This is a genomic window from Clostridium vincentii (assembly GCF_002995745.1).
In the GTDB taxonomy this organism is placed as follows: Bacteria; Bacillota; Clostridia; order Clostridiales; family Clostridiaceae; genus Clostridium; species Clostridium vincentii.
The window spans coordinates 1-17,028 of sequence record NZ_PVXQ01000050.1; the positions used below are offsets into that span (position 1 = coordinate 1).

Here is a 17,028-nt window from a genome sequence, read left to right on the forward strand (position 1 = left end):
ACTAAATAAATCTGGTGATGATGGCGTAGAGGAAACACTCCTTTCCATTCCGAACAGGAAAGTTAAGCTCTATTGCGCCAATGGTACTGCATGGGCAACTGTGTGGGAGAGTAGGACGTTGCCAGGTGAGTAAAAAAGGATAGTTTATACTATCCTTTTTTGTTGCGTTAAAATATAAAAGGTCGATTTAGAGTTAACTCTAGTACTTATAATGTAATAGAAGAAGTTTTAATTAATTTATAAACATTTTGGAGGTATTTTAATATGGAGAAGTCAAAAGTCTATTTTACTAATATGAAGACAGCAGCTAATGAAAATTTGTTACAGAAATTAAGACGTCTAATTAAAACAGCGGGAATTAGTGAAATTAATTTTGAAAAAAATATGCAGCCATTAAGGTTCATTTTGGTAAACCTGGTAACTTGGCTTTTTTGCACCCAAATTTTGCTGAAGTGACAGCAGATATTGTTAAGGAACTAGGCGGTAAAACTTTCTTAACTGATTGTAACACTTTATATGAATAAGAAAATAGCAGAATATTCATGGGCTGTATTAAATGGGCGTCTAAATTTCCATATTAGTTTAGTAATTGATGTATTCCCATATTGTGACTGTCATCCAGAAAATGATGTATCAATTGTACCAGATGTTTGCATCTTTTGATCCAGTTGCACTTGATGTTGCTTGTGCGAATGCAGTAAACAATCAGCCTGCCATGAAAGGAAGTCTTATTGAGGTACATGGATGTAAACATAAGGACCATTTTACTGATGTTAGCCCTGAAACAGACTGAAAAGTATGCTGTGAAAATAGGTCTTGGAAGCAAAGAATATGAGTTGATTACAATTTAATATCTATATTTCTGAATAAACTTTATATATATAATATAGAATTAACAGACCCCCTAATTTTAGGGGGTCATACCTTTGTCTAAAAATATAATCTTACAGTATAGGATAATAAAAATTATCAAGAAATCAAAGGCATTGTATATACATATTAGTATTAATTATATATATTTTTTTAATATGGTATATAGATAAACACATATGAATACAGTAAGCATACATCAAAGGAGCAATTGGCAAAGAGTATAATACCAATGTATATTCTAAGATAAGGAAATCTTTTACGAGAATAGGTCAGTGGATTTCAGCTACTGAGTTTTATTGTCACAAGTGAAACACTCAACTAATTAATTAGTTGAGTGTTTTTTATACTCTAATTTATTTATAGAGATATTTTTTCAATACAATCCTTAAGCCAGTGTATGTAAGCTTCTTCTCTCATAATAGCACCATTTAAAACTATATAATCACCGAATTCAGGAGAAGATACTTTAGATACGTCCTTTTTCTTTAAAAGTTCTTCAATAGAATTTTTCAGATATTCTAATTTTTCACAATGCTTGTCTAATGCGCTTTGAAATTGTTTTAATAAAGTATCATTAGCTATTTCATCACAAAAATATGCTCTAAGCCTAAAAACATCCTTAGGGGTTGGTTCTAAAGGTTCATCTTTAGCAAGCCATTTTTGTAAACAATACCTTCCCTTTTCAGTGATGGTATACAATTTTTTTTCTAGTTTTTCGCCTTGGATAATTATTTCATATGAAAGTAGTTCTTCACCAGTTAGTTTCTTTAATTCTGGATAGATTTGACTATGTTTTGCATACCAAAAATCAACTAATCCACTATTAAATTCTTTCGCTATATCATAGCCAGTTAAAGGCTTTCTGTTAATTAATCCTAAAATTGCGTATTTTAAAGTTCTCATATAGTAACACCTCATTCTTTATAATTATTATTTTACCATTAGTAAGTGCAAAATAAAATATAAATAATAAACATGTCAACATTGACATGTTTAATCATAAAAGAATATAATATATATTATAGCATTACATAGTTATTTTAAAGTATTGCTTGAAATTTAAATTAAGGAGAGTGTTTATGAATAAGTATAAAAAATTGTTTGAACCAATCAAAATTGGAAAATGTGAAATAAAGAATCGTTTTGCCCTTGCACCAATGGGACCATTGGGATTAGCCGATAGTGAAGGCGGATTTAATCAAAGAGGAATTGATTATTATACTGAAAGAGCAAAAGGCGGCACAGGTCTAATTATTACAGGTGTTACTTTTGTGGATAATGAAGTTGAAGAACATGGTATGCCAAATTGTCCATGCTCTACACATAATCCAGTTCAATTTGTTAGAACAGGAAAAGAAATGACTGAAAGAATACATGCGTATAATGCAAAGGTATTTTTACAAATGTCAGGTGGATTTGGTAGAGTTACTATTCCGACTAACCTTGGAGAATTTCCACCAGTTGCACCATCACCAATTCAACATAGATGGCTTGATAAAATTTGTCGTGAAATTACAGTAGATGAAATTAAATCTATAGTTAAAAAATTCGGAGATGGAGCTAATAATGCAAAGAGAGCTGGCTTTGATGGAGTAGAAATTCATGCTGTTCATGAAGGATATCTAATTGACCAATTTGCTATGTCATTATTTAATCATAGAACTGATGAATATGGTGGAAGTTTAGAAAATAGACTTCGTTTTGCCCGTGAAATAGTTGAAGAAATTAAAAAGAGATGCGGAGAAGATTTTCCTGTAGTTCTTAGATATTCACCAAAGAGCTTTATTAAAGATCTCAGAGATGGAGCACTTCCAGGAGAAGAATTTGTTGAAAAAGGTAGAGACCTTGAAGAAGGAATTGAAGCTGCTAAATTACTTGTATCCTATGGATATGATTCATTAGATACAGATGTTGGATCTTATGATTCATGGTGGTGGAGTCATCCTCCAATGTATCAAGAAAAGGGATTATACAGACCATATGCTAAATTAATGAAAGAAACTGTGGATGTACCTATCCTGTGTGCAGGAAGAATGGATAATCCAGATATGGCACTGGAGGCTATTAAAAATGGAACATGCGATATTATAAGTCTTGGGCGACCATTGCTTGCAGATCCTGATTATGTAAATAAATTGAGAAGTAACAAATGTAAATCAATTAGACCTTGTATATCATGTCAAGAAGGATGTATGGGACGTATTCAACATTATTCAATGCTTAATTGTGCTGTAAATCCTCAGGCATGTAAGGAAAAAGATAATGCACTTACACCAATATTAAAGAAGAAAAAAGTTTTAATAGTTGGCGGTGGAGTTGCAGGTTGTGAAGCAGCAAGAGTTTTAACACTTAGAGGTCATGAGGCAGTTCTTTATGAAAAGAATAATAGATTAGGTGGAAATCTTATACCTGGCGGAGCACCAGACTTTAAAGAAGACGATATTGATTTAGCTAATTGGTATAAACATACATTAAAAAAGTTAAATGTTCAGGTTAATTTAAATAGTGAAATGACAAAAAAACAGATTCTAAATTCTAAATTCGATAGTGTAATAATAGCTACAGGATCTACTCCAAAAGTATTTCCACTTGGAGATGATGAAAAAGTATTTACAGCAGTAGATGTTTTACTAAAAAAGAAAGACTGTAAAGATACAACCGTTATAGTTGGTGGAGGACTAGTTGGATGTGAACTTGCACTTCATCTTGCTAAAAAAGGCAAAAAGGTAACTATAGTGGAAGCATTACATAAAATACTTGCACTAAATGGACCTTTATGTTCTGCAAATAGTGAAATGCTTGAAAAATTAATTCCATTTAATAATATTGATGTAAAAACAAATTCAAAGGTTAAAGCATATAAAAATGGAATTCTTGAAATGGAAACAGAAAGTGGAATAGAGAAGATCAAATGCGATTCAGTAATACTTTCCGTAGGATATAAAGAAGAAGACTCTTTATATAAAGAATTAGAATTTGAAGTTCCAGAAATTTATCTTTTAGGAGATGCACGTAAGGTTTCTAATATCATGTATGGTATTTGGGATGCTTATGAGGTTGCAAATCATATATAAGTAAATAAATATAGAATAGTAAAAAGGATAGAAGTAATAGTAAAACTAAGACTTCTATCCTTTTAATTGATTTCTTGCGCTTGGTGCCATAATCATTTACACCTCCTAAATATTAATTATTGTTCATTAATAGCATACCATAAAATATAATTAATAGTTATGTTCAATTATGTTTTATAATGAGTTTTACCATAGTAGCGTTAATAAAAAAATACAAGAGCATATTTTCTATATAAGCACTTATAGTGTAAATATAATTAATATATATTTTTTGTAATATATATTAATTATTAAAAGTAGGCCTATACTGGCTATTGTGTAAAATTATTTCACTGAAAATGAATATTATTAAAAAATATTCTTGACAAACTATACATAAATAGTGTTAAATCTAAATATAGTTATGTTACGTTTCATTGCGTTTTGTTTTGAAAAAATAATATATTATAAGATCTCAAAGGTGAGAGTACAGAAATGTATAAATCTCCTTGAGGTCTTTTTTTATTGGTCTTATATGGAAGGGGAGCTGATTATGGATACATGTAGTGCAACAAAAGAAATTTTTAAAAGTAAGAGAAAGATAAATCGAGGGAGACTAATAGTAGTTATACTTATTATTTTGCCAATAGTAACTTTTATAATATCAACAACATTTGGTAGGTATTCAATAACAATTCAAGATTTAATAACTTTAATCATATGCAAAATTAAAGGAGTTGAAAGCAATTTACCTAGCAATATTGAAACAGTATTTTTTAATGTAAGACTACCAAGGATAATTGCAGCTATGTTAATTGGAGCAGCATTATCTATTGCTGGAGCTTCATATCAGGGGGTGTTTAAAAATCCCATGGTATCACCAGATATATTAGGTGCATCAGCTGGAGCTGGATTCGGAGCTGCACTTGGAATTCTATTTTCTTTTAGTATTGTAGGAATACAGATTAGTTCTTTTATTTTTGGAATAGTAGCAGTTTCTCTTACATATTTGATTAGTTCAATCATAGGGAAAAAAAGTAATACAATCCTTACATTAATATTATCAGGAATGGTAATTTCAACATTGTTTCAATCATTTTTATCATTGATAAAGTATGTTGCAGATCCTACAAGCAAATTGCCAGCGATAACTTTTTGGCTAATGGGATCATTATCTTCAATAAATATTAAGGATTTAATTTTGTTGATATTTCCTATATTACTGGGAGTAATACCTTTGATACTTTTAAGGTGGAAGTTAAATGTTTTATCATTTGGAGAAGAAGAAGCAAAATCTATGGGAATAGATACTTCAAAAATAAGATTTATAGTTATACTAGCATCAACAATAATGGTATCAGCAGTTGTTTCAGTAAGTGGAATGATTGGATGGATTGGTCTTGTAATTCCTCATTTATCTAGAATGCTAGTTGGTCCAAACTATAAAAAATTAATTCCAACATCAATGGTTATTGGGGCATGTTTCTTATTGTGTGTAGATAATCTATCACGAAGTTTGTTTTCAATGGAATTGCCAATAGGAATACTTACATCTATTATTGGAGCACCATTCTTTATTTATTTACTTATGAGTGGAAAGAAGGGGTGGGCATGAGCTTAGATATTATAAATGCATATTGTGGATATAAAAATAAATGCATATTGAAAAATATAAATTTAAAAATAAATGATGATGAAATCTTATGTATATTAGGACCAAATGGAGTAGGAAAAACTACACTTTTAAAAAGTATTCTTGGATTTTTAAAACTGCAGTCAGGTGAAATATTTTTAAATGAAAAGAAAATTAATAATTGTTCTAATATAGAATTGGCTAAGGTGATAGCTTATGTGCCACAGCTTCATACACCACCTTTTCCATATGAAGTTTTAGATGTAGTGGTAATGGGTAAAACTGTACATCTTGGATATTTTAAATCACCTTCAAAAAGTGATTACAAGATTGCAGAGGATATGTTGGAAAAGCTAGGTATAACCTATTTGAAAGATTCAATATATACAGAAATAAGTGGAGGAGAAAGACAATTAGTTTTAATAGCTAGAGCTCTTGTACAGGATCCTAAAATACTTATAATGGATGAACCTACATCTAATTTGGATTATGGAAATCAAATTAGAGTGCTAAGGCAAATTAATCGTTTATCTAAAATGGGTATTAGCATAATAATGACATCCCACTTTCCAGAGCATGCATTTTTATGTTCTGCAAAAATTGCATTGATTGAAAAAAATAGTGTTATTCATTTAGGGAGTGCAGAGAAAATTGTAACTGAGGAAAATATGAAATCAGCTTATGGCATTACGGTGAAGATTGGTGACTTTAAGAAAGATAATGGAGAGATGGTTAAAACCTGTATTCCAATAATGAATTGAGGTACAAAAAGAAAATGACAAGTCCAATATAAGATTATGATGACTTGTTATTTTTAAAAAATATATATGAGAAAGGATATGATAACTATGGATAAGGCCTATGAGTTTGATGAAATAGCACAAAATGTATTTTTACCAATATATCCACTAATAGCAAATCAAATAAAAAGAGAGACGAAAATTGATAAGGGAGTTTGTTTAGATATAGGATGCGGAGGCGGACATCTAGGTTTTGCTTTAATGAAAATTACTAATCTAGATATAATATTTTTAGATAATAACAAAGATGCTTTGGATATTTCTAATAAAAGAAGTGAGGACCTTGGAATAGCAGATAGAACAAATACTATTTTAGGAGATGTTCAAAATATTCCTTTTAAGGATAAGTCTATTAATTTAGTAGTTAGTAGAGGATCATTGTGGTTTTGGGAAGATAAGAAAAGGAGTTTGGAAGAAATATATAGGGTGTTAAAGGAAGGTGGAATTGCATATATTGGAGGTGGATTTGGGGATGAAAAAACAAAAAAACAAATATACGAAAAAATGAAACAGAGAGATGGAGAAGATTTTGGAGAAAAAAGAAGAAAGTTTACAACTGGAAATGATTTAGAATTTTACAATGGAATTTTAAAAGAAATAGGAATTAAGAATTTTATTATTAAAGATGATGAAGAGGGACTATGGATAATAATAAGAAAAACTATGGCAGCCTAGAACAAAAGTTTATGCTGTCCAATGATAGGGGGGAGTAAATTGAAATTTGTTACATTTTCAGGACCACCATCCTCAGGTAAAACTTCTGTGATTTTAAAGGTTATTGATTGTTTGAAAGGTATAGAAAGTAAATTTGGAGTAATAAAATTTGATTGCCTTACAACATATGATGATGTGCTTTACAAAAAAGCAGGAGTTGAAGTTATGGTTGGATTATCGGGAAATCTTTGCCCAGATCATTTTTATATTAGTAATATTGATGATTGCGTTAAATATGGCGTAGAAAAAGGATTAGATTTATTAATTAGCGAAAGTGCTGGATTATGCAATAGATGTTCACCTCATATAAAGGATGTTTTAGCTGTATGTGTAATTGATAGTCTTTCGGGAGTAAATACCCCTAAAAAAATAGGACCAATGCTGAAATTCGCAGACATAATAGTGATTACAAAGGGAGATATAGTTTCTCAAGCAGAAAGAGAAGTATTTAAGTTTATGGTAAAAGAGGCAAATCCCAGAGCAAAAGCATTATATGTTAATGGACTTACAGGGCAAGGAGCCTATGAACTAAGCTTAAGTATAAAAGAAGCAAAATCAATAGAAAATCTTGAAGGAAAAAAACTAAGATTTACAATGCCTTCAGCATTGTGTTCATATTGTCTTGGAGAAACAATTATAGGAGATGACTATCAAACAGGAAATACAAAGAAAATTGATTTTCAAAAAATAAAAAGTAATTCAAGAGCGATAAACAGCTATTCATTAGATGAAGATTATGAGATTAATGAGACTCCCGATGCAATAATTAAATCTATAACAATTTTAGGTGGACATGATAAGAGTGGAGAAACAGAAGATATTAATCTTACAATTAATGTGGGGGAAGTAATTTGTATAGTTGGACCTACAGGATCAGGTAAGAGTAGATTACTAGAAGATATAGAATGCATGGCTAAGGGAGATACACCAACAGGAAGGATTATAAAAATAAATGGTGAAAATTTATTGGAAAATAACTTAGTTGCCCAGCTTTCACAAAATATGAATTTTGTAATGGATGTATCGGTTGGAGACTTTATAAGAATGCATGCTAAAAGCAGAGATGTTAGAGATCTTAAATTTATTACAGAAGAAATAGTAAAGTATGCTAATGAGCTTGCAGGAGAAAAATTCACAAGTGAAGTTCCTATAACTGCATTAAGTGGTGGACAATCTAGGGCATTAATGATTGCAGATACAGCACTTTTAAGTGTTTCTCCAATAGTTCTTATTGATGAAATTGAAAATGCTGGTGTGGATAGAAGTAGGGCAATAGAATTATTAGTTAAAGAAGGGAAAATAGTTTTTGTATCTACTCATGATCCTATATTAGCACTGCTTGGAGATAAGAGAATAATAATAAAAAACGGTGCAATTCGTAAAGTTATTATAACAGAGGCAAAGGAAAAAGATAATCTTAAGATTATGAAACAAGTTGATAATAAGATGTCAAATCTTAGGAATTCATTAAGAAGTGGTGAAACAATAAGTTGGAATATGGAAGAATATTTTGCATGGGAGAGATAAAAATGAAAAAATTTCCAGAAATGAAATTAGTACCTGATGAAATGAGAGAAAAACTAGATTTTTTAGGATATATATATTGTCCAGTTAAAGAGGTGTTTTCAGATAAGATAAAAGAATTTATAGAATTAAAAAAAGATAAAGATGAAAAAGATAAAGATGAAGAAGATATAAAAGCTGTAGTTCCTATGGGGGGATGTGGAAAGGACGAATTCTTCAACGTCAATAAGATTAAAGATATTAATAAATTTCCTAGTGTTATAACTGGAGCTGGTTTTTCTGAGTTTTTTGAAGAGGAATTCACAAACAGATTTATTGATAGAGGATGTTTTGAGGATTTAGGATATATAAGCAATTTAAATACTACATATAAAGACTTAGACCTTAAAGATCCTAAGGGATGCTATAATATTTATTCATCATTTCCATATGTACTTCTAGTAGATGAACGCAAACTTAAAAATAGACCTATTCCTTTAAGTTGGGAAGACCTCCTTGATGAGAAATATGTAAAAAGTATTGCAATTGGACATACTGAAGAGGATATAAATGAAGTTGTTCTTTTATACACCTATAAAAATTTTGGCGAAGAAGGTGTTAAAGCTTTAGCAAGAAATATAAACACACCTATGGGAACTATAGAGATGGCACAAGCTACTGGTGCAAATCAACAAAGTGAAAATGCTATATATATACTGCCATACTTTTTTGCAAAGGCAGCACCTAAGAAAGATTATTTAAAAATAATATGGCCAGAAGAAGGCGCCCTGTTATGCCCTCTTTATGTAATGGTTAAAAAAGATAGAGAAAATTATTTGGATGAGCTTATAAGTTATCTTTATAGTGAGGATTTAGGACAATCAATAGCTAATAAATATTTTCCTCATGTAAATAAGAATGTGGATAATAAAATTCCTAATGATGGCAAATTGCAATGGTTAGGATGGGATTATATTCATGAGAAAAATATAATAACTCGTGTTAGGGAAATTGAAGAAATATTTTATGAGGAATATAAAAAGAGGAGTGATTTAAATGAAAAAACTTAGTTCATTATTTTTAGTTTTCATTATTACATCTACATTGTTTATTGGATGTGGAAATACTTCAAATACTAATGAATCAGAAAATGTAAAATCTACTGGAAAAACTATAACAGATATGGCAGGAAGAACTATGGAAGTGCCATCAGAAATTAATAAAGTATATTGCTCAGGGCAACCAGCAATTGTTATGATGCATAATATAAATTTGGACAAGCTTCTAGGATGGTGTTTTGAACTAAAAGATTATGAAAAAAAATATATGGATCCTAAATATCAAGATCTACCAGTAATAGGGGCCATGCAAGGAAAGAATGGGACAGTAAGTAAAGAAGAGTTATTATCTTATAATCCTCAAATTATATTATCTATGGGAACTATAGGTGATAGTGCAGTTTCAGATGCGGATAAATTATCACAGGACATAGGAGTGCCTGTTGTAGTTGTAGATAGCAGTTTGCAGAATTTAGATAAGAGTTATGAATTTTTAGGAAGCTTACTAGATGAAAAGGAAGTTACTGATGAATTAGCTCAGTATTGTAAAAATACCATGGATCAATTAAGAGAGATAACATCCAAAATACCAGAGGATAAAAAAGTAAGAGTTTATTATGCAGGTGGAGAAAAAGGTCTTGAAACAGCTCCAATAGGAAATTGGCATGCAGAATTATTAGATTATGCAGGGGCAAAGAATGTAGTGGACTTTAAAGCAGCCGGAGGACGTAGTGAAGTATCCATGGAACAAGTTATAACTTGGAATCCAGATGTAGTAGTTGAAGCAATATATGATAACCACTTGGATGGTGTGTTTAATAGTAAAGAATGGGAAGGCATAAGTGCAGTTCAAAATAATAAAGTTTATAGTGCTCCGGATGAACCATATAACTGGGTTGATACGCCACCGTCAAGCAATAGAATAATAGGGCTTAAATGGTTAGTAACTACATTATATCCAGAGTATAGTGAAATAGACATGAAAAAAGAAATCAAAGAATACTACAAACTATTTTATAAAGTAGATATAGACGATGCAGCAGCAGAAGAATTATTAAATACAAAAGCAATACAATAATAATATTGTAATTATGATTGGGGTTATAAGTATGAGTACGATAAAAAATATTATTAATAAATCTGAATATGATGTTCTTGGATTATTACCATGTCCTATTAAAGTACCAGTAGAAATTGGTTTTAATGAAATGATAGATGATTTAGGAGATCAATGTGACTTTAAATATCTTGTAGAGGGTAATGCTAATTATGAAGTTATGTGGATGGATGAATCTTCAGATATTCCATCAAAGAATGATTTACCAAAGATTATTATAAGTTCTGGAGTAAATAGTTTTTATAGAAAAGATTTTCGAACTAAAGCTATAGAAGAAAAATATTTTAAAAAAGTTAAAGATATAGAAGAGGAATTAATTGAAAATGATTTAATTGATTTAGAGAGTAATTATTATATAATGGCATTAAATTATTTGGTTATGGTTATAGATTTAACTAAATTAGATGGTAGAAATATACCACAATCATGGGAAGAACTTTTAAGTAGTGAATTTAAAAAAGAAGTTGCTATAAGAGGCAAAAAAGGAAGGTATTGCGAAACAACACTATTTTCAATATATAAAGATTTTGGAATGGAGGGAATTAAAAAATTAAGTGAACTTGTGGGTCAGGGTGGGCATCCAGCTGAAATGGTAAAGAATATAGGTAAAGGAATAAAAGAGTCGCCCACAATTAGTATTATTCCATATTTTTATGCAAAACTTCTTAAAAATAATAAAAGCGCTAAAGTAATATGGCCTGAAGAGGGAGCAATTGTAAGTCCTGTTACCTTGTTAGTCCAAGGTGATAGTTCAAAGAATTTAGAAAATGTAGTTAATTATTTTATTAGTGAAGACGTGAAAAGTATATGTAAAAACGCATCAGTGCCACATCCAATGGATTATTTAAAGTACTTAAAAGAAAATAATTATAAACTAAATTGGATAGGATGGGATTTTATAAGTAATAATAATATAAATGAATTATTTTTAGAATTAAATACGTATTTTCTTTAGATAATTATAGTAACTTCGGGCACAAGTGCTCTAAGTAGAGTGGCATTGAAAAATAAAAGTAAGGGGACTATTCAATTTAATTTATTGCATAGTCCCCTTAGTATTTTAATATAGGGTAAGTTTTTAGGTTTATTAAAGAACTAGGGTAGTTTTAATTACTCTTTGCATGGACTAGCACAAGTTTGAGTGAGTTGAACATTTATATTTGCAGTTGCTGGTATATTTGAAACTCCTAAGAAAACTTGATCTGCTGGGTTAACAGGATTAACGCCATTAATACTATTTCTTATGGTAGTAGTGCCTACAACAGAACTTGATACTAGCTGATATTTACCTAGCTTTACATATTTACTTCCAGCTGGAACTAAAGCATTTTTACAGATGAAATCAAGAGCTATAGGTCCTGATATATCAGTATTTGTTGGTATAGGATCACTAGTGCCAGAGAAATATTCTTCACAGCCGCTTAATTCTAAGAATTTAACAGTAACCCCTGAAGGTACTTCCATATGATCATGAATGTCCACCAAAATATCAGGAGAGTTACCTACACTTGAAATAGTTAAAGTGAAAATTCCCATATCACCTTCTGTTGAGCAGCATTTATTTGCAGCTAGCTTAACAAAGTTAACTCTTGTATTACAGGTATCAGTATCTTTTGTTCCGGTATCAGATGCAGTAGCTGTATTGCTAATTAGATAGCTTCCAGGTTCAGTAACATTTGCAATTGGTATTGAATACTGAACAGTTACAGTTTGTCCTGGATTTATTGTACCTAAATTACCACTTATTTTTATTTCACCTGGATTAGTAATATCTACAGATAAGGTTTGAGGTATTACCTGGATAGTTCCTATTATAAGATTAGGGGATAGGAATATTAGATCTTGGAACGCCACATTATCTAGAATTCCATTACTGATATTATCAATATGAACATTGTAGATAAGGGTTGCTTGATTATTTTCAATTACATGGCTACAGTTTTTAGTAACAGTAAGCTTACCTTGAGGATTACATTTTGGTACTAAAAAACATTCGTCACAGCTAAAATCATAAATTTCATTGGCTGCTTTAACAAAAATATCTTCTATCCCTATAGGATAGTCACCTACAATCTCAATACGGTATTCTACACTTACTCCTTTTTCATAACGACTGTTAGTTTCTATTTTTAAAAACTGATAACCTAGCGGTGCAGTGCCAAAGTTAGGATCTTCCTTTGAAAGGGTAAAAGGCACTGGTTGAAAGTTTCCACAACCGTCTATCTTTTCACTTACTATAAGATTATCTTCAACGATAAGCTCACAAATAGGAATAACAAAATTACTAATTCCTCGTGTATCCTTACCGCAATCAGTAATAAATTTATAGGACCAATAGGATTTATTTAAATCTGCTACAAAAGCTGGATTATTTACAACACTCCCATCAGGTAAAGTTTGACAAGCAGGTTGAACTACACTAATACCATTTTGAGGTTCGCAGCAACAGATATTTTTATATGAAATACAATTACATGGTTGAGCAGCATTAGCCATTTTTATTCTCCTTATATTTTATATTTTATATATAGTATGTCTTGTTTTTTTATATGTATGAGAATAAAAAAATAAAAGAGGAGTTGTATAAAAATGATAATTTAAATATTAGGAACAGGATGTTCAAACTGCAAAAAACTAGAGGGAAATGCTAAAATGGCACTTAAAAAGGATTGGAAGTCATTTGAGAATATTATGCCTGAATTTTTGGGCGTTATAATGCTTGTACAAAATGGAGTAGGAATTATGCACATAGGGGGATGTCAATTTTTCATATAATCTTTTAACATATCTATAAATACTAGTGTACCCTTTGATGGCAGGATTCCCTTTTGTAAAATGTATGAAAAGGGACGTGTATACTTTTCAATAGTTTTTAAAATAGAAATCTCTTTATTTTTTAATGCTGGTTCGGTAACAAGAGATGATATAAAAGTGATACCTAAGTTGTTTTTAACTGCTTCTTTTACAGAATAATTACTTCCAAATACAATAATATTTTTAGGATGGATATCATTAGTAGATAAGAAAAAATTTAAATATTCTCTTGTTCCAGAACCAACCTCTCGACTTATCCACGTTTGATTTCGTAATTCCTCAATTGAAAATTTCTGATTAACTAGATAATGGTTATAAGGAACAGCAATCTCCATTTTATCTTTGTAGAAATGATTAATTTTGAAATTAGAGGAGGGTACTGTTCCTTCAACTAATGCTAAATCAACTTGAAAACTTTTAACTTTTTCACAAATATTGTGGGTATTTTCAATTGTAACTTCTAACTCCAAATTTGGATATGCTTTGGTGAATTGTCCTAAAAAAGTGGGCAAAAAATATTCTCCTATGGTAAAACTAGCGCCTATATGTAATCGACCTTTTACAACATTTCCATAATCCAATATGTCACCTTTAGTATCATCTAGTAACTTAATAATCTGTTTTGAACGTTCATAAAGTAAATTTCCTGATTGAGTTATATATATATTCTTTTGCTTTACTGAACGTTGTATCAATGTTGTATTAAAATACCCTTCAAGATGCTTAATATGTAAACTTACACTAGGTTGAGATAAATTAATTTCTTTAGCGGCTTTAGTAAAATTTTTATATTCCACAACTGCTATAAATGTTCTAAGCTCATCGAGCATAAAGTTTCATCCTTTCATTCAATCTGACTAACCATTAAATATTCTAATGGTTATCATTGTATATGTATATTTTACTTATGATTATACATCTATTATACTCAAACTTGTAGAAAAATAACTTCATATGGAGATTATATGTACTGATTAGAGAGTATTTGCAGGCAAAAACTTGATTTTTGAAAGTCTATTATTTTAAGGGGGACATGATTATGATGGTTAATGAAAAGAGACAAAAAGAGATGAAAGCATTAGGAGTTTTATTGCAAAATGATAAGGAGCACTATGCAGTAAGGTTTTTAAGTAAAGCAGGCAATTTTACAGTAGAAGAATTAAATAACGTTAATAAGATCGCTGAAAAGTATGGACGAGGATACTCTGGACTTACAACAAGGCTTCAAATTGAAGTTCCTTGGATTAAAGATGAAGATATAGAAAAAGCAATGGAAGAAGCAAAAGCTTTAGGATTGCGTCATGGTGGTACAGGTCAAAAAATAAGACCAATAGTTGCGTGTAAAGGAACTGTATGTCTTCATGGGAATATTGATACGCAAGCAATTTGTAGAGAATTAGAATGCAAATACTTTGGAACAGATACTCCACATAAATGTAAAATAGGAATAGTTGGATGTGCTAATAACTGTGCAAAAGCGAATATAAATGATATTGGAGTTATGGGAAGAATTATCCCCGAGTTTAATTTAGATAAGTGTGTTGGATGTGGCCTTTGTGTAAAAGGTTGTAGACAAAAAGCATTACAAATAGTAGATAAAAAAGTAATATATAATAAAGATTTATGTGTGAATTGTGGTGAGTGTGTTAGATTATGTAAAACTAATGCTGCTATTGCTAAAGAAAAAGGTGCAGAAATATTTGTTGGTGGAAGATTTGGAAGAGGAATAAGAATTGGAGATTCATTAGGAAAAATATTTAAAGAAGAAGAAATAGTGCCTATTGTTGATAAAGTTATCGAACACTATAGAGAAGTTGGAAATAAGGGAGAAAGAATCTCAACAGTTATGGATAGAGTAGGAAAAGATAAATTTATAGCTGATGTATTAAGCAAATATGAATAAATATAAAAAGCTCAATGGTTAGACTGAAAATCTAACCATTGAGCTTTCTTAAAAATAATTTAAGCTAAATTATTTTTGTGCTATTAATCCGTAAAAATTCTCGCCAATATCTACAGTTGATATATTTAAAAATCCAAGTCTAGCTAAGGTTTTTATTAAATCTGTTTTATCTAATCTATGTGCAATAGGAGGTCCAAATTCACTATTAATTTTCTGCCATTCAACAATAGCGATTCTTCCTTCAGGAGAAAGGCTTTTTTTTATTCCACTTAAGAAATTTTCTATATTTTCTACTTCATGTAATACAGTACTTATAAAGGCAATTGTTATCTTACCATCTTCTAATCTGAAATCATTTTCTTGTGTCAAAATAGTTTCGATATTAGAGATATTATTTCCCTTTACTTTTATTTCAACTTCTTCAAGCATTTCTGTCAAAATATCTAATGCAAATACTTTACCACTAGCCCCTACGATTTTAGATGCTGGAATAGTAAAATATCCAATTCCACATCCTATATCAGCCATTATATCTCCTTCATGAAGTCCAAGGCTAATAAGAGTTTTTTCTGGTGGCAGAAGTTCTCTTCTCTTTTCATTATCAAGTTTGTGTCTGTTGTTAACATCAAATTTATGTGTCATTGTTTAAGCGTACCTCCTAATATTATATTCACTATACCCCATAAGGTATAGTGAAATTATAGTAATATATGAACTTTTAGTCAATAAAAAATTATAAAAGACAGATATGTGAGTTTATCACCAAACATATAATAATAATTTGATAAAATTATCATTATACGAGAGAGTGTTTTTGAAAATTGATATAGGTCAAAGTAAAGTTTTTAGGAGGAAATAACATATGAAAAAATCTTCGTCAAGATCAAAATTAGTTATAAGTGAAGTTATGCTACCTAATCAAGCAAATGTTGCAGGTAATATACATGGTGGAGAAATTATGAAACTAATGGACTCAGCAGCATATGCGGCAGCTAGAAAATATGCAAAATCTAATGTCGTTACAGCTCGAGTTGATGAATTAGAGTTTCATTTAGCAATATTTATTGGTGATTTAGTTACATGTACGGCTCAAGTCGTATTTGTAGGAAAATCGTCGATGGAAGTAGCAGTTACTGTTGAAGTTGAAGACTTGGAGTGTGATGGCTATCAGTGTAGAAAAAAAGCATTATCAGCATTTTTTACAATGGTATCTTTAGATAAAAAAGGAAAACCTAATTTAGTACCTGAACTTATTTTAGATACTTCTGAAGAAATAGCTACTTTTGAAGAAGGCAAACAAAGGCATGAAGATTATAAATTAAAAAAGAATAAAAAGTTAAATGGCGTTAGTAATGATTTTAGTTGTAAGATTATGAAATAAAGCATATTGAAAAAAATAAACTATTCTTTCTGTAAAATAATCTAAAAGAATAGTTTATTTGTAAGCGGTTAATAACTCGTCACGTTGACAGTCATTAACCGCTTATTTTCAATCCTTTTTATTTAAATAGCATTCAGCAGGAAGATTACTCCATGGAAATAGTGATTTAAATAAATCTG

15 protein-coding genes, 1 rRNA gene and 1 pseudogene are annotated in these 17,028 nt (G+C 30.3%); 13 read left to right on the top strand and 4 right to left on the bottom strand.

Annotated elements, in window-relative coordinates:
• Window positions 1–10: 10 nt before the first annotated feature.
• Together rrf and CLVI_RS15485 are read left to right on the top strand one after the other, a co-directional pair.
• A 5S ribosomal RNA gene (gene rrf / locus CLVI_RS15480) occupies window positions 11–127 on the top strand.
• Window positions 128–264: 137 nt separating this feature from the next.
• Window positions 265–851, top strand: a pseudogene (locus CLVI_RS15485) (DUF362 domain-containing protein).
• 379 nt (window positions 852–1,230) lie between these two features.
• On the opposite strand, the gene CLVI_RS15490 reads toward CLVI_RS15485, so the two are convergent.
• On the bottom strand, window positions 1,231–1,776 hold the full coding sequence (locus CLVI_RS15490; RefSeq protein ID WP_106061014.1) for a PadR family transcriptional regulator: 546 nt from the start codon (window positions 1,774–1,776) through the stop codon (window positions 1,231–1,233).
• 176 nt (window positions 1,777–1,952) lie between these two features.
• Between CLVI_RS15490 and CLVI_RS15495 the strand changes: the two genes are divergently transcribed.
• From CLVI_RS15495 to CLVI_RS15530, 8 genes are all read left to right on the top strand, one after another.
• Window positions 1,953–3,947 (top strand): oxidoreductase, encoded by a 1,995-nt coding sequence (locus CLVI_RS15495; RefSeq protein ID WP_106061015.1) that lies wholly within the window; start codon window positions 1,953–1,955, stop codon window positions 3,945–3,947.
• Window positions 3,948–4,479: 532 nt separating this feature from the next.
• On the top strand, window positions 4,480–5,541 hold the full coding sequence (locus tag CLVI_RS15500; RefSeq protein ID WP_242980744.1) for a FecCD family ABC transporter permease: 1,062 nt from the start codon (window positions 4,480–4,482) through the stop codon (window positions 5,539–5,541).
• Complete coding sequence (locus CLVI_RS15505; RefSeq protein ID WP_106061017.1) at window positions 5,538–6,320, top strand: ABC transporter ATP-binding protein; 783 nt, start codon at window positions 5,538–5,540, stop codon at window positions 6,318–6,320. Before CLVI_RS15500 ends, CLVI_RS15505 begins: the two co-directional genes overlap by 4 nt.
• A gap of 66 nt (window positions 6,321–6,386) precedes the next feature.
• A complete protein-coding gene (locus CLVI_RS15510; protein ID WP_242980745.1) occupies window positions 6,387–7,034 on the top strand; it encodes a class I SAM-dependent methyltransferase in 648 nt (215 codons plus the stop codon).
• A gap of 39 nt (window positions 7,035–7,073) precedes the next feature.
• Window positions 7,074–8,600, top strand: a complete 1,527-nt coding sequence (locus CLVI_RS15515) for an ATP-binding cassette domain-containing protein (protein WP_106061019.1) — start codon at window positions 7,074–7,076, stop codon at window positions 8,598–8,600.
• Between the two features lie 2 nt (window positions 8,601–8,602).
• Window positions 8,603–9,646 carry an ABC transporter substrate-binding protein gene (locus CLVI_RS15520; RefSeq protein ID WP_170065700.1) on the top strand — a complete coding sequence of 348 codons (1,044 nt, stop codon included), beginning with the start codon at window positions 8,603–8,605 and terminating at the stop codon, window positions 9,644–9,646.
• A complete protein-coding gene (locus tag CLVI_RS15525) occupies window positions 9,633–10,712 on the top strand; it encodes an ABC transporter substrate-binding protein (RefSeq protein WP_106061021.1) in 1,080 nt (359 codons plus the stop codon). The genes CLVI_RS15520 and CLVI_RS15525 overlap by 14 nt, the downstream gene beginning before the upstream one ends.
• Window positions 10,713–10,743: 31 nt before the next feature.
• Window positions 10,744–11,706, top strand: coding sequence for an ABC transporter substrate-binding protein (locus tag CLVI_RS15530; protein WP_106061022.1), 963 nt, complete (start codon window positions 10,744–10,746; stop codon window positions 11,704–11,706).
• A gap of 155 nt (window positions 11,707–11,861) precedes the next feature.
• On the opposite strand, the gene CLVI_RS15535 is transcribed toward CLVI_RS15530, so the two are convergent.
• Window positions 11,862–13,247, bottom strand: coding sequence for a hypothetical protein (locus tag CLVI_RS15535; RefSeq protein WP_106061023.1), 1,386 nt, complete (start codon window positions 13,245–13,247; stop codon window positions 11,862–11,864).
• A gap of 156 nt (window positions 13,248–13,403) precedes the next feature.
• Between CLVI_RS15535 and CLVI_RS18020 the strand changes: the two genes are divergently transcribed.
• Window positions 13,404–13,526, top strand: coding sequence for a hypothetical protein (locus CLVI_RS18020; RefSeq protein ID WP_278320536.1), 123 nt, complete (start codon window positions 13,404–13,406; stop codon window positions 13,524–13,526).
• Here CLVI_RS18020 and CLVI_RS15545 read toward each other — a convergent pair.
• On the bottom strand, window positions 13,511–14,395 hold the full coding sequence (locus CLVI_RS15545) for a LysR family transcriptional regulator (protein ID WP_106061024.1): 885 nt from the start codon (window positions 14,393–14,395) through the stop codon (window positions 13,511–13,513). The two genes, CLVI_RS18020 and CLVI_RS15545, sit on opposite strands and share 16 nt — an antisense overlap.
• A gap of 209 nt (window positions 14,396–14,604) precedes the next feature.
• On the opposite strand from CLVI_RS15545, the gene CLVI_RS15550 reads away from it, so the two are divergent.
• Window positions 14,605–15,468: a 4Fe-4S binding protein gene (locus CLVI_RS15550; protein WP_106061025.1), complete on the top strand. Its 864-nt coding sequence runs from the start codon at window positions 14,605–14,607 to the stop codon at window positions 15,466–15,468.
• Window positions 15,469–15,537: 69 nt separating this feature from the next.
• On the opposite strand, the gene CLVI_RS15555 is transcribed toward CLVI_RS15550, so the two are convergent.
• Window positions 15,538–16,110: a class I SAM-dependent methyltransferase gene (locus tag CLVI_RS15555; RefSeq protein ID WP_106061026.1), complete on the bottom strand. Its 573-nt coding sequence runs from the start codon at window positions 16,108–16,110 to the stop codon at window positions 15,538–15,540.
• Window positions 16,111–16,330: 220 nt separating this feature from the next.
• Here CLVI_RS15555 and CLVI_RS15560 point away from each other — a divergent pair, with 220 nt between their 5' ends.
• Complete coding sequence (locus tag CLVI_RS15560) at window positions 16,331–16,849, top strand: acyl-CoA thioesterase (RefSeq protein WP_106061027.1); 519 nt, start codon at window positions 16,331–16,333, stop codon at window positions 16,847–16,849.
• Window positions 16,850–17,028 lie beyond the last annotated feature (179 nt).

Bases quoted from the DNA above. Each gene is read 5' to 3' on its own strand.
- CLVI_RS15510 (WP_242980745.1), top strand. From the start codon at position 6,387: ATGAGAAAGGATATGATAACTATGGATAAGGCCTATGAGTTTGATGAA.
- CLVI_RS15520 (WP_170065700.1), top strand. From the start codon at position 8,603: ATGAAAAAATTTCCAGAAATGAAATTAGTACCTGATGAAATGAGAGAA.
- CLVI_RS15555 (WP_106061026.1), bottom strand. From the start codon at position 16,110: ATGACACATAAATTTGATGTTAACAACAGACACAAACTTGATAATGAA.
- CLVI_RS15490 (WP_106061014.1), bottom strand. From the start codon at position 1,776: ATGAGAACTTTAAAATACGCAATTTTAGGATTAATTAACAGAAAGCCT.
- CLVI_RS15535 (WP_106061023.1), bottom strand. From the start codon at position 13,247: ATGGCTAATGCTGCTCAACCATGTAATTGTATTTCATATAAAAATATC.
- CLVI_RS15530 (WP_106061022.1), top strand. From the start codon at position 10,744: ATGAGTACGATAAAAAATATTATTAATAAATCTGAATATGATGTTCTT.
- CLVI_RS15505 (WP_106061017.1), top strand. From the start codon at position 5,538: ATGAGCTTAGATATTATAAATGCATATTGTGGATATAAAAATAAATGC.
- CLVI_RS15545 (WP_106061024.1), bottom strand. From the start codon at position 14,395: ATGCTCGATGAGCTTAGAACATTTATAGCAGTTGTGGAATATAAAAAT.
- CLVI_RS15560 (WP_106061027.1), top strand. From the start codon at position 16,331: ATGAAAAAATCTTCGTCAAGATCAAAATTAGTTATAAGTGAAGTTATG.
- CLVI_RS15525 (WP_106061021.1), top strand. From the start codon at position 9,633: ATGAAAAAACTTAGTTCATTATTTTTAGTTTTCATTATTACATCTACA.
- CLVI_RS15495 (WP_106061015.1), top strand. From the start codon at position 1,953: ATGAATAAGTATAAAAAATTGTTTGAACCAATCAAAATTGGAAAATGT.
- CLVI_RS15550 (WP_106061025.1), top strand. From the start codon at position 14,605: ATGATGGTTAATGAAAAGAGACAAAAAGAGATGAAAGCATTAGGAGTT.
- CLVI_RS15500 (WP_242980744.1), top strand. From the start codon at position 4,480: ATGGATACATGTAGTGCAACAAAAGAAATTTTTAAAAGTAAGAGAAAG.
- CLVI_RS18020 (WP_278320536.1), top strand. From the start codon at position 13,404: ATGGCACTTAAAAAGGATTGGAAGTCATTTGAGAATATTATGCCTGAA.